Source organism: Psychrobacter sp. CX10 (assembly GCF_057621575.2).
In genome coordinates, this window is the sequence record NZ_CM177736.1 from 749,672 (window position 1) to 775,001 (window position 25,330).

Here is a 25,330-nt window from a genome sequence, read left to right on the forward strand (position 1 = left end):
TTGTAAATAAGTTCCTATTTAGTCCAGTCTTCTGCACTGGTACCTGATAACGATTGTTTAATACTTAAGTTCATAATACGAGCAGCGAAGCTATCACTTAACGGTTTCAATTGTGATTGTTTGGCATCAACATTATCTTTGATAGCACTTAGATCCTCTTTTGCGCTGGCTGAAGTCTGGCTTAAAGCAGTTTCTAAATCTAGTATGGCTTTACTAAGATCGTTTAATTCAGTTTCAGATAATAAATTACCATATTCATGCATAGCAGACTTCAATGCAAGTATCTCACGTTCAGCTTCGACTTTCGCTTCAATCAAGCTGCGTGAAAGCTTATCCTGCTCAGCATATTCAAACCCAGAGCGTAATAGCGCTTCTTGTTGTTCGTCGCTCAGTCCATAAGATGGCGTGATTTTAATATCACTTTTAACGCCCGTTGTGGATTCTTCAGCGCTTACAGATAATTGACCATTCGCATCAATATCAAAAGTAACTTCTATACGTGCAAGACCTGCCTTCATAGGTGGAATACCAAATAACTCAAAGCGGCCAAGTGAGCGACAGTGCTCGACTGTATCGCGTTCGCCTTGCACAACATGTATCACCATTCCTGTCTGACCATCTTGATAAGTCGTAAAGGTTTGTTTTTTAGCGACAGGAATAGGGGTATTACGCGGTATCACAACTTCAACCAGTCCGCCCATCGTTTCCAAACCTAGAGACAGTGGTGTCACATCTAATAATAAGACATTGTTAGACTTGTCATCTTTAATGAGCTGATCTGCCACTTCAGCTGCACCTAAAGCCACTACTTCATCTGGGTTTAAATGAGACAGTGGTTTGATACCAAAAAAATTATGCACTGAATTTTGAATGACTGGCATGCGCGTAGAACCACCCACCATGATAATATTATCAAGTTGATCAGGTTTTATATTAGCATCACGAATAACTTGTTCACAGGTCGCTAAAGCTCTACGAGTAATCGGTTCAATGATTTGAGTTAATGAATCTGAATCAAGCGTGCCCTGCCAAGTTGTATTTGCTATATCTAAAGTTACGTCAACACGATCAGTATCGGAAAGCTTTTGTTTGTACCTTTCAGCTTGGCGTGCAATTTTAGATCTCTGCTGAGCAGACAAATCCGCAGGATTTAGACCGGCTTGTTTTAATAGCCAGCCCATAATCAGGCGGTCCATGTCATCTCCGCCTAATGCGCTGTTGCCTCCTGTAGCAAGTACCTCAAATACCCCATCATTCATCTTGAGTAACGACACATCAAAAGTACCGCCGCCCAAATCATATATCAAATAAATCTTTTCTTTAGTATCCGTAGCGTCTCGATCAAGACCATAAGCAACTGCTGCAGCTGTAGGCTCATTTAATAAGCGTAATACCTCAAGTCCCGAAAGCTTTGCGGCATCCTTTGTTGCTTGACGCTGAGCTTCATCAAAATAAGCAGGTACGGTAATGACCGCACCTTGCAGACTGTCATCTGGTAACGCTAGTTCAGCACGATTTTTTAATGTTCGAAGTATCTGGGCTGATACTTCAACCGGCGAAATATCACCTTGTGACGTGATAAACGAAGGCATGGATGCTTGCTGGGCATCAGTGCTTTTCAACTCATAAGGGTGCGAAAATTTGATGTCATTGATGCTTCGACCCATAAAGCGTTTAGCAGAGATGATGGTGTTACTGGGATCAGTTTCGAACTGCTCAAGCGCCAAGCTACCTACAACAGGATTAGACGTATTTAAGTTATTTCCATAGTAAACAACCGAAGGTAGTAGGGTATCTGTAGGGCTTTCATTCGATAGAGTCGTGCTGCTTTTAGGGTTATGAATAACAGCAGCTTCGGTTGAATTTGTCATGTCCTTTAGCGACTTAGAAGTAGGCGCTTCTATTAAAGATGCTTTACCCGAGCGCACTACAGCGGCCATAGAACGTGTCGTCCCCAAATCTATACCAATAGCATATTTATGTTCATGCGGTTTGGTACTTTTGTTAGGTTCAGCAATCTGTAATAAAGACATATAAAACTCAATCGGTTAAGAAAATATGAAATAAAAAAAAGAAAATTTACTATAAAGCGATAAATAGGGTCAAATGACACTTTTCTTAAGTAACAGTCTTCTTAAGTTACTGTCTTCTTAAGTGACAGTGTTCATAAGTGACAGTGTTCTTGAGTCTAACTATGCAAAATAAATAGTATAAAAACAAACCATTACTCTATAAATTCAATTTTATAAATGTAACTTTATAAATGTAACTTTATAAATACAAATCATCATCATTGTCATGACTTTGCTGACTGGTATCAATAGCGGTATTAATATCTCTTTTTAGCTTAACAAGAAATTTAAGCTTTTGCGTCGCATCAATAGCACTGTTCCAGTCTTGATCTAAATAAGCGCTTTTAAATCGATCGGAATAGTCATCAATACGGGTATCAACGCTTGCCTTGAGGGACTGTATTGTATCGATATCCTGATTACTTTCAGCATCCTCTAATGAAACTCGTAAATCCATAGCATCGTCTAAAAAATCTAAATCGCTTATAGACTTATCGGTATTAAGCTCTTGATTAGAAAGCTCTAATAGATAGGTTGCACGGCTATCGGGATTTAATAGTATCTCATAGGCGTGATTTATAATCGCAGAATTTTGCTGAGATTGAGCAGTGCTACTGCCACTTATATTATCGGGATGATACTGCTTTTGAAGGCTTCTTAATTTTTGATTTAACATTGATGTATCAATATCAAAAGCCACAGGCTGATCATATAAATCAAAAAAGTTTGAAAATGAAGGGGTAATATTAGACATAAGTTTATTATATTGAAAAATGAATAAGGATGATAATATTTAAAAGTGAGTTATCGTAACATGTAAATAGGTAAACCCTTAGATATCCATACTAGAATAAGAAGCAAGCTTACTAATTATAGGAGTTATATCAGTTATAAATATTATAATATTAAAAACTAAAGCTGACGAACAACGTCGTCAGCTAAAGGTAATAAGGTAAGTAATAAAACAGTTTAGTAATAGAAGCAATACTTCAAAACTTATGATGCAGTATCATAGATGATATAAGTTAAACGGTGAAAGATTCACCACAACCACATTCGCCTTTTTTATTTGGATTAGTAAATTTAAAGCCTTCATTAAGACCTTCAACCACATAATCCATTTGTAAACCATCAAGATAAACCATGCTTTTTGGATCGACAAAAATATTGACACCATTACTTGTGTATTTTTCATCGACCTCATCAGGTTCATCAACAAATTCAAGTACATAGGCTAGTCCTGAGCACCCAGCAGTGCGAATTCCCACCCGTATACCTTCACCATGACCACGATTATCTAAATAATCTGTCACATGTTTAGCTGCGCGTTTGGTCAATTCAATCATATAGACTTTCCTACTTATTTTATTCAGTAGCTTTTGATTTAATTCAATAGCTTAAACTCATTAGCTTGTGTTTCACCGACACTATTTAACTCATATTAAGCATCAATTTTTAAATTACTTTTTGCTTGATAGTCATGAATAGCGGCTTTAATCGCATCTTCTGCTAATACTGAACAATGCACTTTAACTGGCGGTAGAGCAAGCTCTTCGGCGATATGTTTGTTCTTAATCTCACCAGCTTGATCCAACGTTTTACCTTTTAACCACTCAGTAACTAATGAGCTTGAGGCAATAGCTGATCCGCAACCATACGTCTTAAATCTTGCATCTTCAATAATGCCATCATCATCTACTTGGATCTGTAAGCGCATGACATCACCACAAGCGGGTGCACCAACCATACCAGTACCGACATTAGTCGCATTTTTATCTAAATTACCAACGTTACGTGGATTCTCATAATGGTCAATTACTTGATTACTATAAGCCATTGTATTACTCCTAGGTTTTAACCTATCAAAATATGAATATTATTATTTAATACTTACTTGCTAGCTATTTTAATGGTTAGCTATTATTGATGTTCATTTAATATTAATGTTCAGCCCATTCAACCGTGTTTAAATCAACACCGTCTTGATACATATCCCAAAGTGGAGACAAATCTCTAAGCTTATCTACCGCTTCATGAATTTGAGCTAATATCACATCAATATCTTCTTCGGTAGTATAACGACCGAAACTAAAACGTATTGAGCTATGAGCCAGTTCGTCCGGACGTCCGATAGCACGAAGTACATATGACGGCTCAAGCGTAGCAGACGTACAAGCTGATCCAGAAGAGACGGCCATGTCTTTAAGCGACATCATTAACGACTCACCCTCAACAAAGTTAAAACTAATATTGATAATATGGGGCACGCTATTTTCAAGACTACCATTTAGATAGATCTCTTCGATATCTTGTACACCAGCCCAAAGCTTATCATGCATCTTTTGAGCATGAGCTCTATCATTTTGGAGACGCTCACCAGCAATAGCAAACGCTTCCCCCATACCAACAATCTGGTGTGTTGGCAAAGTGCCTGAACGCATACCACGCTCGTGGCCACCGCCATGTTGTTCAGCACGAATACGTACACGCGGTTTACGGCGTACAAATAAAGCGCCAATACCTTTAGGACCGTAAACTTTATGACCTGAGAAACTCATCAAGTCAATTTTCATGTCTTGCAAGTCTATTTCCGTCTTACCAGCAGCTTGTGCGCCATCTACATGGAATATAACACCAGCTTCTCGAGTAATCTCGCCAATAGCTTTTACATCAGTAAGTGTACCGAGCTCATTATTAATCATCATCAAAGACACTAAGATGGTATCTTCGCGCATAGCTTCTTTAACTTGCTCTGGTAGGATTAAGCCTGTACTTTCTTGCGGAACAAGATAAGTGATTTCAAAACCTTCTTGCTCAAGTTGACGACAAGTATCAAGGACAGCTTTGTGTTCGATTTTGCTCGTAATAATATGTTTACCACGACCTTCGTAGAAGTGAGCGGCACCTTTAATGGCTAAGTTGTCCGACTCAGTCGCGCCTGATGTGAATACAATCTCACGTGAGTCTGCATTAATAAGGTCTGCAATTTGCTGGCGCGAGTTTTCTACTGCTTCTTCAGCTTGCCAGCCATATCCATGCGAGCGTGATGCTGGGTTACCAAACATGCCATCAAAGGTCATGTATTCAGCCATAACTTTAGCAACCTGAGGATCTACAGGAGTTGTTGCTGCATAATCAAGATAAATAGGGCGATCTAAGTTACTCATACTGGTTTAACCTCACTGGCTGAGAATATAATATTAGGGTTTAGGTTATTTAATGAAATATCAGTTGCGGTCTCAGAAATCAATTGTTGACGCGCTGCAACATCACTCACATTCTCCATTTGTAATAATTGATCTAGAGTAATGTTTCTTAAATATTGTTCGATATGTTTTGATAGTGCACACCACAAATCATGGGTTAAGCACATCGCACCACCTTGACAGTTGCCCTTACCATCACATTGCATCGCATTAATAGATTCATCAACGGCAGTGATTATGGTCATGACATCAATGTCAGCTAAAGGTTTAGCAAGATGATAACCACCAAAGGCACCTCGAGTACTAGTGACTAATCCAGCTTTTCTTAATTTAGAAAAAAGCTGTTCTAAATAAGATATCGAAATTGATTGGCGTTTTGCTATATCAGATAAGGAAACAGCGCTTGAAGTGTCACTATCTTGAATAGCCAAATCAAGTAACGCAGTAACCGCATATCTTCCTCGAGTAGTTAAGCGCATCGTGCCTCCAAAGCTTACTATGAATTATAATAAAGCTATTATAATTAAACCTGAGTAATTTAGTCAAGATTAAATATTGTATTGATAGTAAAGTTTTTGTAAGGCAATATATCTTAAAAAAATAAAACTTAATTATCGAATGAAGAGATTTAACTGGCAAAAAAATTAAAGTAGTTATTTAACTACAATAGGTGGATGTTACTTGCTATATGGGGGGGATAGATTAAAACGCAAGCTATAGGCAGGTAGAATTAGCACAAATAGGGCTAATTATTTTAGTCATTTAAAGTATCTTAACGTCTCTTTAAAAAGGGCTAAAATAGAGTGAATAGTACATAACAAAACAGACGTATTGAAATCTTCAATACGCCTCTTTTATATAAAAGTTTTAATAATGTATAGAATATAAGAGATATTAAGTATGAGAGATATTAAGTGTAAGAGGTTTTAATATGTCATAGTAATTAGATATATATTACCTTATAAGTAAAGCAAAGTTCTCGACTCACGTACCTAATCAAGTACTTAAATCACTTTAATACTTTTACTACAATATCCATCCAATTATAGCGCCGATAGCAACTAAAGAGACAACTACTAGCGCAATCAAAGTGACTTTCTGCTTACTTTGTACCTCTTTTATAGTCATTTCAAGCTCATGATTTCGCATACTTAAAACATTAAGCTGTTCTTGTTGTTCTTGAATTCTTGCTTTGTAGTCTGGCTTATTTTCCTCAGTAGATTTGGGTTTGTCCGATTTATTGTCACCCTTAAATGTACGTATTAAACTTTGGAACAGACTAGCAATACCAAGCTGAACTAAAAAGTGGCGCAATTGGACCACAGTTTCAGTTGCTCCTCGCATAGTTAATTTACTGATTTGCTTAGGGTCATTGCTGATTAACGAATTAATAAGTTGATGACTATAAGCATTAATGACGACATCGGCTTTTTGATGATCGTCTGCTAGTTTGGTATCTAATAACACCCCGCGGTTGTTAAACGTCGCGAAAACTTGAGTATGTGGCAAATAGCTTCGTATACAAACCGTCGTATTAGACTTAGCTAATGGGTACATTGCTTTACGCAGGTTGGGATCAAACCTTAACACGATGGAAATAACAGATTCTGCTAATACCAGTACCATATTTAATATAGAGTTTGTGATAGGATTTTGATTCATGCGAAACCTTATTATTATTTAAAAAAGTCTATTGTTAAAAAAGTATGTCGTTATAAAAGTCTGTTACTAAATTTTAAATAGACTGGAGTGTGTAGGGACAAATATTGAACACGTAAGGGTTAACTATTTTTATTTAAACTATTAACTATAAACTAACAATTATCAATTATTTTCAATTCACTAATATAGAGTTAGATTCTAAGCCATCAAAACCGTCTTAAATAATAGCATATTGCAGATAATTCAACATAACCACTATAGTAATAAATAGTTAAGTAATGAATAGTTAATGGCGTAATTTTAAAATATTTGAAAGTTTCTTATGTACTTATATTTATAAGCAATATCATAGGTTTATATAAGTTAGTTAAACTTAAAGTTTATGAGTTAGCTCATTAATCATGATTTATTACCTTTATTTTATCAATACTAATGGGCTTAATATCTTTTGTCCATTGAGTTTACCTCCCTTTATTTACTTGCATTTAGAAGATGAACTGTGTATTAATATAGCAAGCATACTTAAAGAGGTTTAAACCTATACCTTTATCGTTATAATTTAGCGTTACCATGACTTTTAATAATTTTGGAATATTAAATTTATTCAAAGATTTCAATATAATTATAGTTTTAAATATATTGATAATTATCAAAAGAATTTTAAGTATTGATTCTTAAATTATATTTATTCAATAAATTATAATAATAAGAGTTTAAATACTTGAATCTTATTGTATTTAAAGGTATAAAATAACTTCTACAAGCCAGTTATAATATATGATGAGTATATAAATCTACTAGAATATGTAATTTAACTTGCACATTTTAATAGCCCTTGTTATAACTGCAAATGATTCAACCTATATAAAGAACATATTAGAAATATAAAGTGCATTTTTTGCGCTGTTTTGTAGTCTTTATAGGCTTGGTTATTGCTTAATTAATGTTTAAGCGATAAAATTTACCCCGAATTAAACCCAATTTAAGGAATTCTTTATGAACAAATCAGAATTAGTTGATAGCATCGCTGAGAAAAGTGGTCTTAACAAAACTCAAGCTGCTGACGCTCTAAATGCTATGATGGAAAGTGTTGGTGAAGCTCTAGAAAGCAACGATACTATTTCATTAGTTGGTTTTGGTACATTTAGCGTTAAAGATCGCAAAGCACGTACTGGCCGTAACCCTAAAACTGGTGATGAGCTTCAGATTCCTGCAAGTCGTGTACCACACTTTAAAGCGGGTAAAGGTCTTAAAGATCGCTTAAATCAAGGTTAATTAAATCTTTGAGTTGAATATCCACTATTTGAATTTAATTTTATTCGTAATGATAACGCACCTTAGGGTGCGTTTTTTTTGTGTCGTACAATTTTTTCGAGTATGATATGTCGTTAACCTTAAACAACCAAGACTGATATGTACTATGGAATCAATACGTAATTTTCTTAAGAGCTGGCCAGGTAGAATCTTTTTGATGCTTTGTTTGTCACCACTAGCAATTCTTGGTCTTGAAAGCTACTTTAGTGGCAGTTCAAGTATTAATGAAGTTGCTAAAGTAGGGGAGCAATCAATTAGTCGTACCGAATATCAAGAAAGTATTACTGCTCGTAGAAATCAATTAATGCAAAGCGGAGTTGATCCAAGCAATATCAATACGAATACGTTAAATAGCGAAGTACTCAAAAACTTGATCAATCGCGCATTACTTCAAGAACAGTCTAAACATCTTGGGTTACATGTGTCTGATAGAGTGATTAACGACTTACTATTGCAAGAACGTAGCTTTTTAGATAACAATGGTCAATTTTCAAACGAACGCTTTGCTGCTACCTTAAGACAACAAGGGATTACCAAGGAGCAGTTATTCAATCAGTATCGTCAACAATTAAATTTAATGCAGTTATTTAATGGGGTAACTCAAACTGCTTTATATCCAAATAGTGATATTGATGATTTGATTTCTCTAAAGCGAGAAAGTCGCGAAATTTCGCTACATAGATTTTCTTGGCAAGATTATAAAGATAAGGTTCAGGTCTCTGCTAAAGATATCGAAGATTATTACAACCAACACAAAAATGATTTAAATAGTGTATCAAAGGTAGACTTGTCTTATATACTATTGAATCCTGAAAGCGTCAATATGGACGATATAACTGATGAAGAGATTCAGGCAGAATATGACGCATTTAAAGCTAATTTTGTTACTGATGAGTCTAAGAGAGTCAGTCAAATATTGATAACAGGTAATGAGGCCGAGAAGACAATAAATGATATTAAAACACGTTTAAATGCAGGCGAAAGTTTTGATAAGTTAGCAAAAGAGGTATCACAAGACCCAGTAAGTGCTCAAAATGGCGGTGATATTGGTACGTTTAATCCAGATATGTTTGGAGAAGACGGAACAAAAGTAGCTAAAGTTATTGATTCGCTTAAAATTGATGATATCTCTGATCCTATACAGACAAATTTTGGTTATCAACTCTTTAAAGTCACGGATATCTCGTCTAATTCTATCCCATCACTTGATGACAAACGTGAAGAAATCATCACCAAAGTTCAAAGACAGAAAAAAGATCAACTTATAGCTGATAAAATTACGCGTATCAATGATATGGCAATTGATGGTGTGAGTATTGCAGATATAGCTCAGCAAGAAGAGTTAGAGGTTCATAAGATTGATAACTATACTGAGACTAATAATTATACTAAGCTTAATCAACCTGCGATAATCGAAGCTGCTTTTGATGATTTTATTATTGAAGATGAATCAGTTAGTCCGAGTATTAAAATAAACGACGGCACTGTATGGCTACAGTCTAGTAACTATAGGCCGGTAGCGCCTTTAAGTCTTGATCAAGCTTCTGATAGAATCAAAGCGGTGTTAATTAGAGAAAAGGCGACGCAAAAAGCACTGGATACCGCAAAAGCATTGGCTGCAAAAATCAATGAAAATGGTATAAATTCAGCGGGTATACGTTTTGAAGATTTAGGTGAGTTAAATCGTCAAAATAATAAACTATTACCTGCAGAAAATGCTGCGGCATTTAGTGGTGATACTGATAAGGCTCAGGGTAAAGCTATTGCTCAAAAAACCCAATTGGGCGCTTCTATCTTAGTGCTTGGAGATATCAATCGTGGTTCAGCTGATGATGTGGCCCTTGAAGAGCGTATGATGACCACTGCTACTGAAAGACAAAATAGAGGTATAGAGCAGTTTAATGACTATATACAATATTTACGAGAAGCTATCCCTATCGCTAAAAATGAGGATATTATCAATGATGTGGCTGGGCTGTAAATATGTGAGCTAAATGGTTTAAACGTGAGGCTAATTGAACTAACAGTTAGCCATTAGTAAAAGAAAGCTTAACTATTAAAGTCACTAAATCAATTAACTCAATTGATTAAATAAGCTAGGTTAGATATTTAGATCAATTAGATTAGACAGTTGAATAGTAAAAATAAAACCCATTGATTTTTAGTCAATGGGTTTATTTTTATATCGCTCAAAAGTTGAGTTTCATTGGGCGCTATATATAGTAAATAAATCTAAAATGGTTACAAGGCAACCGAATTCAAGTACTACTATAGTAGGGCAAGCAAGGTTAACACCGTAACCGTTTAGTATTTCGCTGACTATAGCTTTTTGTTCAGTATATAATATGGCTGCGCTTTAAATTTATACTTGATTTATAGCGTTTAGTGACGGAAATGGCGCATACCAGTAAATACCATAGCTATACCATGTTCATCTGCAGCAGCAATGGTCTCATCATCACGTATTGAGCCGCCCGGTTGTATAATAGCCTTAATACCGACTTTGGCTGCATTATCAATACCATCTCTAAATGGGAAAAAGGCGTCAGAAGCCATGACTGCGCCATTAGTAGCTAGGTTTGCATGTTCCGCTTTAATAGCAGCGATACGAGCAGAGTTGACACGGCTCATCTGTCCAGCACCCACGCCAATGGTACGCAAATCTTTGCCATAGACGATGGCATTTGATTTAACATATTTAGCGACTGTCCATGTGAATAACAAATCATTAATTTGTGACTCGGTTGGATGAAGTTTGGTTACGATATTTAGATCACTTGCAGTAATTAGACCTAAATCTTGGTTTTGAACCAGCAGCCCGCCTGTCACTCGCTTGAAGTCAAGATTTGAAGTACGCTCGGTAGGCTTTGGCAATTCACCACAAGTTAAAACGCGGACATTCTTTTTCTTAGCTGTTATCTCTAGAACTCCCTCTTCTAAAGATGGAGCAATGATGACCTCAGCGAACTGATTATCCACGATAGACTGAGCAGCTGGTTTAGTAAGTGGACGATTAAAAGCGATGATACCACCAAATGATGATTCAGGATCAGTACTAAATGCCGTCTTATAAGCTATCGTTTGATCTGCATTAATAGCCACGCCGCATGGATTGGCATGCTTAACTATTACACACGCAGGCTCACTAAATGATTTAACACATTCAAGCGCAGCATCAGTGTCTGCAATGTTATTATAAGACAGCTCTTTACCCTGATGCTGTTTGGCGGTTGATATACATCCATTTACTAAACTGTCAGTTTCAGTATAAAACGCTGCTTTTTGATGTGGATTTTCACCATAACGTAAATCCTGAGATTTGGTCATTTGAATGTTTATAGTACGAGAAAACTCAGATGGCTCGTCAAATGATTCAAGTCTATTTCCTAAAAAGTTTGCGATCATCCCATCATAATTTGAGGTATGCTCAAACGCTTTAACAGCCAAATCAAAACGAGTACGCTGAGATAAGCTGCTTTCATTTTTGAGCTCATCTAATACTTTGTTGTAATCTTCTGGATTCGTCACAATTGCAACATGCTCATGGTTCTTAGCGGCTGAGCGAACCATAGTAGGACCACCGATATCAATATTTTCAATTGCATCAGCTTTACTTACATTAGGATTTGCCACAGTTTGGGCGAAGGGATATAAGTTTACAACCACTAAATCTATAGGACGGATGCCATTTTCTTGCATCACGGAATCATCTTGACCACGGCGACCTAAAATACCTCCATGAATCTTAGGATGTAAGGTTTTAACCCGTCCATCCATCATCTCTGCAAATCCAGTATAGTCAGCAACTTCTGTAACTGCTATGCCATTTTCAGATAATAGACGATAGGTACCGCCAGTAGATAATATATCATAACCAGCTTCAATAAGGCCTTGAGCAAAATCTTCTATATTTGATTTATCAGATACTGAAATAAGAGCGTATGGTTTTTCAGACATAAAATTTCCAATTCTATTAAGGTTATTGGTGGAGGAGGCGTAAGCGATTGAGTACGGTTGTATTGTATGGTGCTATTATTGAACTAATCAAAATGGTACCTAAATAGCCTAAAGATAAATAGCAGTTAGGTTAAGTATTTATCCATAATTGGTTTTATATTATTTGGAATGCTTAAAAAATTACTTGGAATTATAAGACACTATATTTGGGTCTGTTGTACAAATCTGTTTGGCAGCTAGATTTACATTAATCCGTATTGAGCCATTTTTTTACGCAGTGTTCCTCGGTTTAAGCCAAGAATCGCTGCAGACTTCGATTGATTGCCTTTAGTTTGTTTTAAGACAACCTCTAATAGTGGCTTCTCAACCTCTTTGAGTATGGTGTCGTATAAGTGAGTTGGCATATCACCTTCAAGCTCAGCGAAATATAGCTCAACAGCAAGCTGTACATGGTGACATAGAGGCGTACGCTCCGCTTCAATCATAGCGCACTCTGCATAGTTGTTTTTAGCCAGGTTATCTTTAGTTATTGAAGCTTGAGTCGTTAAAGCGTCGAGACGTTCGCCGCTATTTTGTTCATCACTATCAGATACGGTGGAGTAAGGGAGATTTGTACTATCATTATATTTTAAAAAAGCACCCTCATAGTCATCATCAATACTGTTATTATTGACAATGGTGGCTTTAAAGGTTTGTATGTTTATATCACTCATAATAGTATATCTATACCTTGGAAATGAACATTCTAATCGCCACTGTTTAGCAGCATTCATGACTAATAGAATATAACAGCCCATTCATTTAATAGGCATCATTTGGCTAAAAACCATAAAATTTATAATGCCCTATTATAATCGAATATAAAATAAACGGTGTGAAATTTTATGACCGCTTTAATAAGCCTAAGCACAATATATTAATTGATTCGTTTACCTGATAAACGGTGCCAGTGTGAATCTTCTGCTTTTTCATAAGCATGTCTGCTGTTCAAATCGAACCAAGGCTTAAAGGCGGCAACTACCTCATCAAGTTGTTCAGATATTAAACCAGCTAGAACAATGTCCGCACCAGGCTTTACTAACGTTGCCAAATAGGGCGCTAACTCCATGAGGGGCTTAGCTAAGATATTTGCTGTAATCATATCTACCTTATGACTGCCCTTTTCTTTAAATACATCGGTAAATTCATGAGGTAAATATGCTGATAGGACCTGATAGACGTCATTTCTTTCAGCGTTTTGACGGGTTGCCAAAACAGCTTGGGGGTCTATATCTACACTGTATACCTGTTTAGCTCCTAGTTTTAAAGCAGCAATACCCAAGATACCCGAACCGCATCCGTAATCTACAATGACTTTATTTTCAAGATCTTGATCAGTTAACCAGTCTAAACACAGCCTTGTAGTAGGATGATAGCCGGTTCCAAAGGCCAGACCAGGGTCCATCATGATATTGATAGCATCAGGGTTAGGAGGGGTAAGCCATTTTGGAACTATCCAAAGATTGTTTGTACACTCGATAGGAACATAATGCGACATCCACTCTCGTTCCCAATCTGTATCTGCAAGCGGCGTAATCCAGACTCGACTGGCATTGACTAAAACTGCCATTGTTTGGGCGGTGGCTTCTATGTCTTGAGCGGTATCGGCTTCAAATAGACCGGTAACAATAACCTCATCCCAAAGGGGGGATTGACCAGGTAAGGGTTCAAATAAAGGCTGATCACCGGCATCTTCTAAACTAATAGACAGTGCACCTTCTTCTAATAACAAGCTTTCTGCCAGATCAACGTCATCTTTTTTACATTGCAAATGTAGCTGTTGCCAATCCATAGTGGTCCTTAAGTATAGTGATAACGTAGGGTTCTTAAATTGACAAGTCAATTCATATGAAACCTTAATATAAACCTACAATTTAGACAAAGCGTTAATTAGATAAAGCTCTACGTGCTTCATTAATCACACGCTGATTACCTTGAGCCTGACCTGCTTTTAAGATAACTTGCCATAAGGCTGTTTTTCTCGAAGAAGTTTTAGCCACTACCACCCCCCGTCGTGCCATTGCTTCTGCTTTTAAAGGTTGATCTTGTTTTAGTGCCACTTGTCCTAGATAAAAGTAAACAGCTGATGATTTTGGTGCAATGCGCTGAGCACGTGTGAAGGTATCTTGTGCAGCGGAGGTCTGACCCTGACGCAATTGAGAAACGCCTTTATCCATCAAAGATCTAAAGGCAGGAAGATTGTCGCCTTCTTCACCACTTGAAGATGCTTGAGCTGAAGGTGATGAGTTTTGGCGCGCTTGCTCAAGCAATATTTGATTTACAGATCTATTATCTTCTATGCGAATAGGCGGACTAACAGGGCGGCTAGGTCTAGTGGGTTGTTCAGTATTAGGGCTTTGTAATCCAAAGTCATTCGCTTTAGACTCGGTAGGGGTTTGAGTATTGTTATTATGAACGCTATTGTCATGAGTAGAATGGGGTACAGAAGGTCTGGTGTGATCACTTTCAAAGGGATTATCTACACGGTTGTTGTGAGGCTGTATATCTTCCTTTGGTTCAATGCTTGCACGGGGAACGTCTTGATTTTGAGGTTGATGCGTATCGTTAATAACAGGTTGTTGTGTTTCGATTCTTTGATGTTCAATTGTACTCTGGCTGTTTGTATTAGAAATACCAGTAGTGGTCTGACACCCCGACAACGCTACTAGTCCTAAGCCCGCCATGACTAATAATGAATTTATAGAAAGTTTGTTCTGAAGAGGTTTGGCTAGGCTAGTATGCATCATAAGACTTTAAATCTTCCATAGTAATGTTTTAAGGGGGTATAAAATAGTAAAGCATTTAATATAACGCAAATATATAGCAACTGACGACAAAGAATAACTGACAATTAAATAGTAACTGACCATAAGAGTATCTATATTAGGATTATAAACCGTATGCGGGTTTATATAGGGTACTAAATAGCTGTACTACAGCATACACACTACTCCATCCATTCTACCGCTCTATCATACCAAGTATCAGCATTTTCGTTTTGCTCATCCGTTTCAGCATTATTGGCGTTGCCATTTTGGGAATCAGAGCTACTTTGGTTATTAGGGTCAATAGAGTTATTAGGGTTATTTGAGTTATTAGGATTGATTGAGTTTTGATTGTCGTAATTATAATCACCTTCTTCTTGAGCTTCTGTCAAACTACTATCCGTATCATTCTGACGACTTTGATCAAGTAGTTGTCTGTTCTCATTTCTCAACCACTGCATTTGACGCTGAGATTGTGCTTGTTGATAGATTTGTATCGCACAAGTGCTGGCCTCTTCTGGGAGATACTTTGAGAGTACAGGTAAGTAACGCGCGTTAGGACAGCTCTCATGTGATAATTGACCTGTACCGTTTTGAAGCCATAACCATTCAATATTTTCAGGTTGAACCAGATCAACAGGCGTTAAACGTAATCGTCCCATGTAATCTTTCCACACGGGTAATGCCCCACTACCGCCACTTAAGCCAATAGGTTTATTATCATCACGACCTACCCAAACTACGCTAACATAGTTACCGCTATATCCTGCAAACCAAGCATCACGGTAGTCATTGGTAGTACCTGTCTTGCCTGCTAGGTTTAAATTACTGCCCAGAGATTTTAAAGATTTAGCAGTACCATTTCTTACGACTTCTTGCATGGCATAATTTGTTAAATAATTTACACCAGGTGGGATGCTGCGTTTAGTATCAAGCCCAGAGCGCTGCAAAATCTGACCACGATCATCAACCACAGAGCGAATACTTATTATAGGTGTTCTAAAACCACCAGCAGCGACAACTTGATATACCCCAAGCATATCCATCGGGCTTAGCTCTACAGAGCCTAATAGGATTGATGGATAAGTAGGGAGTTTTTTGTTGATACCTAATCGGTGCAATTGATTTATGAACGTTCCTATGCCAAACTCTACACCTGTATTAACCGCCGCTTGGTTATAGGACTTAGCCAAAGCAGTGGTTAAAGGTACAAAGCCGTGATCGCGTCCCCCATAATTTTTGGGCGTCCACGTGCCACCATCTTTTAATTTTAGGGTAACAGGATTATCATTAACAGGACTGGCTAAATTATACTTGCCACTTTCTAATGCGGTCATATAAATAAAAGGTTTTAATAATGAACCTACTTGACGATTGGCATCGATAGCGCGGTTAAAGCCTGTAAATTCGCTACCACTACCTACCACTGCAACTAACTCGCCTGAAGCTGGATTGGCACTTACTAAAGCAGCTTGTAAATTTTTGGTCTTGTCACTCTTTTTACGTAACGTTGTCAGTTGTTTGTCTATAGCAGCATCAGCGGCTAACTGAGCAATTGGATCCAACGTGGTGAATACTTTTAGGCCTTCGTTCTTAAGATCGTCTTTGTGATAGTTATTACGCAGTTCACGCTTAACAATATCTAAAAAGTCGGGGAAACGGCTTTTGCCAACGCTCGGCTTTTCAACCACATCTAATTCATGGCTAATCGCAGTATCATAAGTCTCTTGGTCTATTTTACCAGTGACTAACATATTACTTAATACGGTATTACGGCGATTTAAAGCCCGTTCTGGATGGCGTCTAGGGTTGTAGTAAGAGGTACCTTTAGCTAATCCTACCAACAATGCTTGCTGATCTATTCGAAGCTCTTTTAATGGTTTATTAAAGTAAAATTGTGACGCCAAACCAAAACCATTTATAGATCGATTGCCGTTTTGCCCTAGATTAATTTCGTTCAGATAGGTTTGCAAAATTTCATCTTTGTCATAGTGCAATTCTAAAAGAAGTGCCATAACGGCTTCGTTAGCTTTACGCTTTAAACTACGGTCTGAGCTTAAGTAAAAGTTTTTGATAAGCTGCTGGGTTATAGTAGATCCACCCTGCATGCTACCGCCTTTTAAATTGTTCAGTATGGCGCGGCTAATACCTTTTACTGAAACGCCTTTGTGTTCATAATAACTACGGTCTTCTGTTGCTATTAAGGCATCAATAAGGGGCTGTGGCACCTCACTAATTGGGACAACAATTCGGTCTTCATTATTATCAGGATAAATGCCACCAATTGTAATCGGCTCAATACGTACTATTCCCGTATCGTTTGGTTCAGTGCTTTGAATATCTGTTATTTTAGAATTATTAATGCTGATTTTAATGACTTGCTCAGGCTCAATGTCATTTGCACTATATTTGAAGCCACGCGTATGAATGGTATATTTACCTGATGCTTTGTTATAAGAGCCAGTACGGTCATAATTTGAAGCGGATTGGTAATTTAGCATCTCAAGCCATTTTTCAAGGTTTTTCCCTGATATAGGCGCACCTTGATATAATTCTAATGACTTTGAGTATACCTTAGCTGGAATGTTCCATCGTTTACCCTCAAACTTTGTAGTTATGACTCTGTCTTGCTTTACAAGATACATCGCCAATACCAGCATACCTACTATAATAATAATAAGTAAAATAAAGCTGGTAATGGCACCTTGCTGACTTTTCAAATTTTTTGGAAAAGAGCTGTTTGGAATAGGGCGGTTTGGAACGTGAGAAGGGGTTAGCGGATTCAAACCACCGTTTGCGTTGTTTAGCGTATTTGGATGAGACGTTGAAGAAGAGGTTTTTTTTGAGAATGAAGGTTTTGAATACACGATATTTTACCAACTGAAGATGACAGGGTTATGATGACGTAAAAATTTATGATTTTCAATGCTATTAATTAAAACCACACCGCGATGCATGTTTGGCGCATTGTTTTCATCTATTTTCCATACAACTTGGGTTTGAAGCACATTCAGTGACTGTTTATAAGCTTTTAAACGTATTAAAGCATTTAATATGAAATTATTTAAACAGACACCGTATTTAATTTATTAGGGACACGACCTAAACTAACCAGCATGCTATAAGACGGCGTAGTATAATATAATTAACTTCCTAGAATTACAAACCTAGGGCATCAAATTTAGAAAAATTAATAAAAGGGTTAGTTTCCTAATTTACTTGTTTTAAAAAGTTTACCTAATTAATTATTTTTTATTCGCAGCGTGCCTTATATTTTATAACTCTCAATTTAAATCAATAATCAGAGCTCATTCAATATATTGTGAAAATTATATGACCCATCCTTCTAGTTCCTTTGTAGATTCCCAGCAGAGTTCTCAAAACAAGCAGACCGATCTGGTTTATTTAGAAGACGACATTAATAACTTAGTCCTTCCACCAGAAGGATGTTGTTTTCATTGTGGAGAGCCTGTGCCCATCACACCATTTAAGGCTGTAATTCTCGGGGAATCGCGTTTGATGTGCTGTATGGGGTGCCAACTGGCCTCGGAAAGTATTGTCGAGGCAGGACTAGAGCAATATTATTTAGACCGTACAGAAATTAACCGTACCGCCAGTTTGCCTACGGAGCTTGATCGTTTAAAAGCTTATGATCATGAAGATGTTAAATCTCAATTTGTATATTCAGATGCCAATCATTCAGTAGCAGAGCTATCAGTAAATAACTTACGCTGTGCAGCTTGCACATGGCTTATTGAAGCAAGGGTTGATGAGCTTGAAGGGGTCGAAAACTGTCAGGTTAATCTCACCAATCAGCGTATGCGAGTCGTTTGGGATGAAGACAAATTAGCCATTAGTGAAATACTGGGCTCTATCAATCAAATCGGATACGATGCCAAGCCATATCGTCAAGATACTCACGAAGCGATGCTTGCAAAACATAATAAGCAAATGCTGATTCGATTAGGGATTGCGGCACTTGGTGCTATGCAGGCTATGATGTTTGCAGTGGGTATGTATTTTGGTAAGTATACTGAATTTAGTGGCATGCTGGTTGAGCAGCGCGACTTTTTACGCTGGGTGTCTTTATTTGTCAGCGTACCTGTATTTTTCTATTGTGCCGTACCTTTTTTCAAATCAGCATGGTCAGCCATCAAAGTCCGTCAAGTCAACATGGACGTTCCTGTAAGTATTGCGCTATTCATCACATTTTTTGCTAGTGTCTATGCCACCATTATGGGGCACGGAGAGACGTATTATGACTCAGTTAGTATGTTTGTTTTCTTTCTACTGGCAGGTAGATATATTGAAAACAATGCGCGTTTAAAAGCGGCAAATATGGCGAATGATTTGGTAGTTATTGAGCCGTCATTAGTGCAGCGTATAGGCAATGACTTACCCTTGGTCAATCAGCTTATATCCAATCAGCCTAAAGATTCAATAGAGCAAACCGATGATTTATCTAAACTTAAAATCAATGCTAATAGTAAAAGTAATAGTAATATAAAGCCATTAGATCGGGCTCAAGGTGCTTTTTATATAACCGATGACTATAAAACTGAGCAATATACGACCGAGCAATATACGACCGAGCAATTAGATCAATTGGCAGAGATAGGGGATGGGCTGCTGACTGCCAAAACGCTCATTGACGATACTCAAACTGATTTAGGTCCTGAATCAGTGACTGCAAACGTGTTACACATCGGAGATATTATACTGATTGAGGCGGGTAGTGAAGTTGTTGCAGACGGCATCTTGTGTAGTAACACTGCAACTGTCTCGCAGAGTTTACTGACAGGTGAAAGTCAGCTTATCGTCAAAAAAAGAGGCGAGCTTGTTGTAGGAGGCTCTCAGAATGACAGTCAGCCTTTTATAATGATCGTTACAGCGTTGCCAGAAGACAGCCAAATTGCACTAATAGATCGGCTAATGAACCGAGCGCTGAGTGAAAAGCCTAAAATTGCTGAACAAGCCGATATTTGGGCGCGCTGGTTTGTCGCGCGCATATTAGTATTGTCGGTATTGGTATTCATAGGCTGGTATTTAATAGATCCATCTCAAGCATTGTGGGCGACAGTTGCTGTATTAGTCGCGACCTGTCCTTGCGCATTATCGTTAGCAACGCCAATTGCACTGACTGTATCTACCAATCGGCTGGCAAGCTATGGGTTCTTGACCACTCGCGGACATACTATTCAAACATTAGCAGATATTAGATATGTTGCTTTTGATAAAACAGGCACATTAACTTATGGCAAACCTAACTTGTTATATATTGATGATTTGCAGCATAAGGAATCCGGCACGACTCAATTCAGTTCAGAAGCGGTTAATACTGATCACTTACTTGCGCTTGCCGCTACTTTAGAAGTCGGTAGCCGCCACCCAATTGCAAAGGCTTTATTAGATGCCGCTTACCAACTGCATCTGCCAAGAGTAAGTCAATTGAAGCACCATGTTGCAGGGGGTGTAGAAGCCATTATTCATAATGCAGGTAACAACAACCGTTATCGATTAGGACATGTGGATTTTGCCTTAAATCGTACAAAATTAAACAGCGAGTCCTCGTACTTAAACGATAGCTATCCGGACTACACCCCGCAATTAGAGACGCACAACGCCAGTACAGCAGTTATGTTATCAAGACAAAAAGATAACGAGTCATCTACTGCAAATGACGACTGGGAGCCTCTGGCTATGTTTTATTTTAATGACAGTGTGCGAGAGGGCGTAGCGGAAATGATTGCGTCGTTACAAGCACAGCATATTAAAACGATCATTTTAACTGGTGATCCAAGTCAACATGCTCAATCGATCGCTAAAGAATTAAATATCGATGAACTGTATTATGGTTTATCACCTAGTGATAAGGTCAATCATATCAAAGCCCTTCAAGAAAAAGGGGAGGTGGTAATGATGGTGGGCGATGGCATTAATGATGCCCCAGTATTAGCCGCTGCTAACATCTCAACTGCAATTGCAGGTGCAGCAGATTTGGCTCAAGTCTCAAGCGATAGTGTTATATTGAATGGCGCGGTTACTGCGGTAGAGGATGCCAAGCGAATAGCAGATAAAGCGCAGCATATTATCAAACAAAATCTACGGTGGGCTATTGGTTATAATACAGTAGTTTTGATACCTGCGGCTCTAGGATATGTGCCGCCATGGCTAGCCGCCATAGGCATGTCATTAAGCTCACTTGTGGTTGTGCTCAATGCCCTTAGATTAAAAAGATCATAACTTTATAGCATCAGTATTAAAACATTTATACAAAAAAAAGGTCGAATAATTCGACCTTTATATATTGAACTTATTGAACTGTTTATTGAGCATTAGTCTTGGAAATGACTGAGTAAACGCATGAATTCAAAGTACATCCATACCAGTGTTGCTAGAATACCAATACTAAAGATCCATTCAAAATCTTCAGAAACACCTGCTGCCACGCCACGCTCAATGTTATCAAAGTCTAATAGCAAACTAAATGAAGCGATAACAACAACGAACAGACTAAAACCAATGGCAACAAGACCACCTGTTTGGAACAAGAAAGGCAGCGTTGAACCGAACAGAACAAAGCCCCACTGTACGATGTAAATTAACATAATTGCAAAAATAGCCGACATCATAATTGAGCGGAATTTTTCATTGACTTTAATCATTCCTGAACGGTAAAGTCCTAGCATTACCGCCGCAGTGACAAATGTAGCCGCTAACGCATTAAGGGGAATGCTTGGGTCAATGGCCATGAACATAATAGACACACCGCCCAAGAATAAACCCTCTAAAATGGCATAAGGTGCTGCTAGAGATTTGGCTTTTTGTGGTTTAAACGTTATAAATATCGCTAAACCAAATGCGATAAACATACTACCAAAGGTGACCATTTGCACCATGCCACCACTAATACCACCACTTACAATAAAGAAGAAGAAGCTCAAAGCAGCAATAGCACTCAAACCCAGTAAGAAACTGGTCTTATGTATAACACCCTTAACGGACATAGACTTGCCGCCAACTGCGAGCTCTGCACGACTGACAATAGGATTTGCCATATTGTTAATTCCCTTAATATATAAATTTGAGCTTTTAAGTTACTCTATAAACGTTAAATTTTGGAACTGTCTTATTGAACTAAGTCTTCATAAACAAACAAATTTATAGCAGTATATAAGCCACAATGTAATTAAATAGAAAAAATAGTTCTTAACTAGAATAATTAATAGAGCTAATTAACGTTCATAATAGCGCACTATAATAATGTTAGTAAAGATTTTAGTGAGCGTAATCGATAATGTTTGAAGCGCATTCAACATACAAAGATACCTTTATAAGGTTATAATGGTAACAAATAGACTCAAATTCAATGCTTAAATGAGAATTAAGTGATTCTAACTCAATAACTTTTTAAATAATTTCTGATATAACCTGCTAAATTTTTCAACGCTAAAAGTATGTTTTAATGTACGCAGTTATTAATGACGTACAAAGCATAGTATGATACGCTTTAAACCTGTCATTAACCCGATATAATTACTCATTTAAATGATTATTAGATTAAAAATAATAAGGTATTTTATTTCGGATTTATCCTCTTTGATACATTTTAATCAACTTAGATCTACCAATGCCTATGGAAAGCTCTGCGCAATCTGACAAAATTCCAAACCTATCAGAATCGACACATTTTCATTCAATTAAAAACCCTGCATTTAGACGTATTGGACTTATGGGCCGTGCCAGAAAACGGGGCGTAATTACGACTATTCATGAGATTGGGCAGCGTATTAATGACATGGGCCTTGATTTATATATTGACTCTGAAACAGCTGGTTTACCAGAATTGGAACTTGAGAAATTAAATAAACTACATATGGTCAAACGTAGTTTACTTGGTGAGATATGCGATCTTGTCATTGTAGTCGGGGGAGATGGATCTATTTTACATGCCGCCCAAGCTTTAGCTAGATACCGAGTCCCCGTGCTGGGTGTCAATAGGGGCCGTTTAGGGTTCTTAACAGATGTCAATCCTGATGAAGTAGGGACCAAGTTACGTCAAGTGCTTATGGGTGACTATCAACTCGATCAACGTTTTTTACTCACAATGGAAATAAGAGAAGGGCGTGAGGTTATTCATCAGGATATGGCGCTAAATGACGTGGTTCTACATGCCGGTAAATCTGTACATATGATAGATTTTCAGCTCAAGATTGATGGATTAGATGTCTACCGTCAGCACAGCGATGGATTAATTGTTGCGACGCCCACAGGCTCTACAGCTTATGCCTTATCAGGTGGGGGTCCGATCATACATCCAAGTTTAGATGCCATATGTTTAGTACCTATGCATCCACACACCCTCTCAAGTCGACCCATAGTGGTAAGCGATCAAAGTGAAATTATTATAAGAATCCATAAAGACAATCGCACCCAGCCCATGGTAAGCGCGGATGGTAAGCAAAGTATACAAATTGATCAACATCAGCGGCTGCATATTAGAAAACATCCAGACAAATTAACCCTGATTCATCCTCCTGGATTTGATTTTTATAAAGCATGCCGTACCAAGCTTAATTGGAACGTACATGCAGAAGAATTTTCCTTAGATGGAGATGATGATTAAATAATCATTAGTTCGTCCTGAGTGAAATTCTACTTTTATTATCTATCAATAAACTTAGAGGTATACAGCTTAACCAAAACCTTGTCTCATTGTTTGATTTATACTGTAGCTAATTGATTTGAAAGTTCTAGCACTTACGTACTCGTATATGTCATAGAGGGCATCATGGATAAACAAAAAATTTTAAACGCAATGACACCTGAATTAGTGGAGTCGTTTAAATTAGCGATAGAAATTGGGAAGTGGCCTGATGGATCAAAGCTGTCGTCTGAACAGCGTGAAACTTGCATGCAGGCTGTAATGGTGTGGGAGCATGAAAACCTACCTCCGCAAGAGCGAGTAGGATATATTCATAAGCCTATTAAAAAAGATGGGTCGGTTGTGGGTGAAGAATGCGATGTAGAGCACGATCATCATTATCCTAACTTACCTAATCCTAAAGGTGATATTCAGGCGGTAAAATTCCGTAATAAGTGATATTTTATAAATTGGTTTTAAGAATAAGTTATTTTTATATAAGTCACAGGATTGATCGAAACAGTAAAATGAATTCATAAAAAAAGACCAGCAAATGCTGGTCTTTTTTTAGTCATAAAGCAATATTAAATATTTTTAACATCTACATTAGGACGTTTTGTTAATGGATTCTTTTCCATTAAAAAGGCTTGCCATCCCCAATGAATAAAATTGCGAATGTTGGCGTGATCTGTACCATTTGGCGTTGATAAGACGGAGTCATAATGCTCGCCAAAAAGTTTAAGAGTGTCCATTTGGCTTAAATTATGATGCTTAGCGAAACCAAAAATTTTAGCACTGCCCTCATTTGTGCCAGCTTCATTAACTACCTGACCGTTAGTGAACTTAACGGGAGTGTAACGATAAAAATCATCGATAAAGTTAATGACATCATCGAAGCCTATGGCTTTTTTACTTAGTCCATTTAGTAATGCAGATACGTCCGATTGGCGGATACTCATAAAAGCCTCTTAATTTCTAAAAGATGAAAAATATTAGTAGAACAGTATAAAGGGTTTATCGCATTAAAAAATAAGATTATCTATTAAAGAAATCATCATCATCGAATGAAGCAGGAAAGTTGCCTTGTTCAAGATGCTGCATTTGAGACTGCATTGCGCGTTCGTTCTGAATACGTTGATAAATCTCTTCGCGGTGAACAGCAATATCCTTAGGTGCATTAACACCAATGCGAACTTGATTACCTTTTACACCTAAAACAGTGACACTGACTTCGTCACCTATCATTAATGTTTCACCAACTCTGCGAGTTAAAATTAACATGCGTCACGCTCCTTATGTCGCAATAAAAAGAATTGGCAAATGCCAAACTTAAAATTAGTCATATCATTGCCCAATATATATATTTAATTAAATAATTGGCCTTTTAAAACACCTTCAATTTAAAATATATAAAAGTCGAAACTAAATAAATTATAGCTTTACATTTTAAATTGCAGCTGCACTTGGTAATGTATTTGCCCTAAGCCACTCTACCAATAAATGTTTTGATCAAATAAAACATTAAAATTATAGTATTTAATTGTCTATAATTAACTTTTATAATTTAAATCCTATTTAAATTCATGATAAATGAGTGTCTTAAATAGCATCACTATAGGCCTCAATCGAACAGCACATTATAAAGATAATAATATAATATGTCATTATCAT

General features: G+C 37.4%; 20 protein-coding genes. 5 read left to right on the top strand and 15 right to left on the bottom strand.

Annotated features, from left to right (window positions below; genetic code table 11):
• Positions 1–14: 14 nt before the first annotated feature.
• The 7 genes from hscA to AC21OH_RS03075 all read right to left on the bottom strand — a co-directional run bounded on the left by hscA (position 15) and on the right by AC21OH_RS03075 (position 6,940).
• Positions 15–2,033: a Fe-S protein assembly chaperone HscA gene (hscA, locus tag AC21OH_RS03045; protein WP_487370291.1), complete on the bottom strand. Its 2,019-nt coding sequence runs from the start codon at positions 2,031–2,033 to the stop codon at positions 15–17.
• A gap of 238 nt (positions 2,034–2,271) precedes the next feature.
• The gene (hscB, locus tag AC21OH_RS03050) at positions 2,272–2,826 is read right to left on the bottom strand and encodes a Fe-S protein assembly co-chaperone HscB (RefSeq protein ID WP_487370290.1); all 555 of its coding nucleotides are present in this window, start codon (positions 2,824–2,826) and stop codon (positions 2,272–2,274) included.
• A gap of 271 nt (positions 2,827–3,097) precedes the next feature.
• The gene (iscA, locus tag AC21OH_RS03055) at positions 3,098–3,418 is read right to left on the bottom strand and encodes an iron-sulfur cluster assembly protein IscA (RefSeq protein ID WP_486535338.1); all 321 of its coding nucleotides are present in this window, start codon (positions 3,416–3,418) and stop codon (positions 3,098–3,100) included.
• A 95-nt stretch (positions 3,419–3,513) separates the two neighbouring features.
• Positions 3,514–3,909 (bottom strand): Fe-S cluster assembly scaffold IscU, encoded by a 396-nt coding sequence (gene iscU, locus AC21OH_RS03060; protein WP_487370289.1) that lies wholly within the window; start codon positions 3,907–3,909, stop codon positions 3,514–3,516.
• A 103-nt stretch (positions 3,910–4,012) separates the two neighbouring features.
• Positions 4,013–5,239, bottom strand: coding sequence for an IscS subfamily cysteine desulfurase (locus AC21OH_RS03065; protein WP_487370287.1), 1,227 nt, complete (start codon positions 5,237–5,239; stop codon positions 4,013–4,015).
• Positions 5,236–5,757 (bottom strand): Rrf2 family transcriptional regulator, encoded by a 522-nt coding sequence (locus tag AC21OH_RS03070; protein ID WP_486535335.1) that lies wholly within the window; start codon positions 5,755–5,757, stop codon positions 5,236–5,238. Before AC21OH_RS03070 ends, AC21OH_RS03065 begins: the two co-directional genes overlap by 4 nt.
• 547 nt (positions 5,758–6,304) lie before the next feature.
• Positions 6,305–6,940: a hypothetical protein gene (locus AC21OH_RS03075; RefSeq protein ID WP_486535334.1), complete on the bottom strand. Its 636-nt coding sequence runs from the start codon at positions 6,938–6,940 to the stop codon at positions 6,305–6,307.
• 996 nt (positions 6,941–7,936) lie between these two features.
• On the opposite strand from AC21OH_RS03075, the gene AC21OH_RS03080 reads away from it, so the two are divergent.
• Both AC21OH_RS03080 and AC21OH_RS03085 read left to right on the top strand, forming a co-directional pair.
• Positions 7,937–8,215, top strand: coding sequence for an HU family DNA-binding protein (locus AC21OH_RS03080; protein ID WP_486535333.1), 279 nt, complete (start codon positions 7,937–7,939; stop codon positions 8,213–8,215).
• Positions 8,216–8,360: 145 nt separating this feature from the next.
• On the top strand, positions 8,361–10,235 hold the full coding sequence (locus tag AC21OH_RS03085; protein ID WP_487371367.1) for a SurA N-terminal domain-containing protein: 1,875 nt from the start codon (positions 8,361–8,363) through the stop codon (positions 10,233–10,235).
• A 401-nt stretch (positions 10,236–10,636) separates the two neighbouring features.
• On the opposite strand, the gene purH is transcribed toward AC21OH_RS03085, so the two are convergent.
• The 5 genes from purH to mrcB form a co-directional block, all read right to left on the bottom strand.
• A complete protein-coding gene (gene purH, locus AC21OH_RS03090; RefSeq protein ID WP_487371368.1) occupies positions 10,637–12,211 on the bottom strand; it encodes a bifunctional phosphoribosylaminoimidazolecarboxamide formyltransferase/IMP cyclohydrolase in 1,575 nt (524 codons plus the stop codon).
• Between the two features lie 242 nt (positions 12,212–12,453).
• Positions 12,454–12,696, bottom strand: a complete 243-nt coding sequence (locus AC21OH_RS03095; protein ID WP_486535419.1) for a helix-turn-helix domain-containing protein — start codon at positions 12,694–12,696, stop codon at positions 12,454–12,456.
• Between the two features lie 431 nt (positions 12,697–13,127).
• Positions 13,128–14,042, bottom strand: coding sequence for a 50S ribosomal protein L11 methyltransferase (gene prmA / locus AC21OH_RS03100; RefSeq protein ID WP_487371369.1), 915 nt, complete (start codon positions 14,040–14,042; stop codon positions 13,128–13,130).
• 94 nt (positions 14,043–14,136) lie between these two features.
• On the bottom strand, positions 14,137–14,997 hold the full coding sequence (locus AC21OH_RS03105; RefSeq protein WP_487371370.1) for a tetratricopeptide repeat protein: 861 nt from the start codon (positions 14,995–14,997) through the stop codon (positions 14,137–14,139).
• A gap of 200 nt (positions 14,998–15,197) precedes the next feature.
• Positions 15,198–17,675 (bottom strand): penicillin-binding protein 1B, encoded by a 2,478-nt coding sequence (gene mrcB, locus AC21OH_RS03110; protein ID WP_491140400.1) that lies wholly within the window; start codon positions 17,673–17,675, stop codon positions 15,198–15,200.
• Positions 17,676–18,348: 673 nt separating this feature from the next.
• On the opposite strand from mrcB, the gene AC21OH_RS03115 reads away from it, so the two are divergent.
• Positions 18,349–21,258 carry a heavy metal translocating P-type ATPase gene (locus tag AC21OH_RS03115; protein ID WP_487371373.1) on the top strand — a complete coding sequence of 970 codons (2,910 nt, stop codon included), beginning with the start codon at positions 18,349–18,351 and terminating at the stop codon, positions 21,256–21,258.
• 92 nt (positions 21,259–21,350) lie between these two features.
• Here AC21OH_RS03115 and AC21OH_RS03120 read toward each other — a convergent pair whose 3' ends face one another.
• Entirely contained in the window at positions 21,351–22,073 is a 723-nt protein-coding gene (locus AC21OH_RS03120; protein WP_487371374.1) for a Bax inhibitor-1/YccA family protein, read from the bottom strand.
• Positions 22,074–22,747: 674 nt separating this feature from the next.
• Between AC21OH_RS03120 and AC21OH_RS03125 the strand changes: the two genes are divergently transcribed.
• Positions 22,748–23,641: an NAD(+) kinase gene (locus AC21OH_RS03125; protein ID WP_491140402.1), complete on the top strand. Its 894-nt coding sequence runs from the start codon at positions 22,748–22,750 to the stop codon at positions 23,639–23,641.
• Between the two features lie 165 nt (positions 23,642–23,806).
• A complete protein-coding gene (locus AC21OH_RS03130; protein WP_486535326.1) occupies positions 23,807–24,118 on the top strand; it encodes a YeaC family protein in 312 nt (103 codons plus the stop codon).
• Between the two features lie 125 nt (positions 24,119–24,243).
• Here AC21OH_RS03130 and AC21OH_RS03135 read toward each other — a convergent pair whose 3' ends face one another.
• Positions 24,244–24,618 carry a HopJ type III effector protein gene (locus AC21OH_RS03135; protein ID WP_487371375.1) on the bottom strand — a complete coding sequence of 125 codons (375 nt, stop codon included), beginning with the start codon at positions 24,616–24,618 and terminating at the stop codon, positions 24,244–24,246.
• Positions 24,619–24,694: 76 nt separating this feature from the next.
• Complete coding sequence (csrA, locus tag AC21OH_RS03140) at positions 24,695–24,940, bottom strand: carbon storage regulator CsrA (protein ID WP_486535324.1); 246 nt, start codon at positions 24,938–24,940, stop codon at positions 24,695–24,697.
• Positions 24,941–25,330 lie beyond the last annotated feature (390 nt).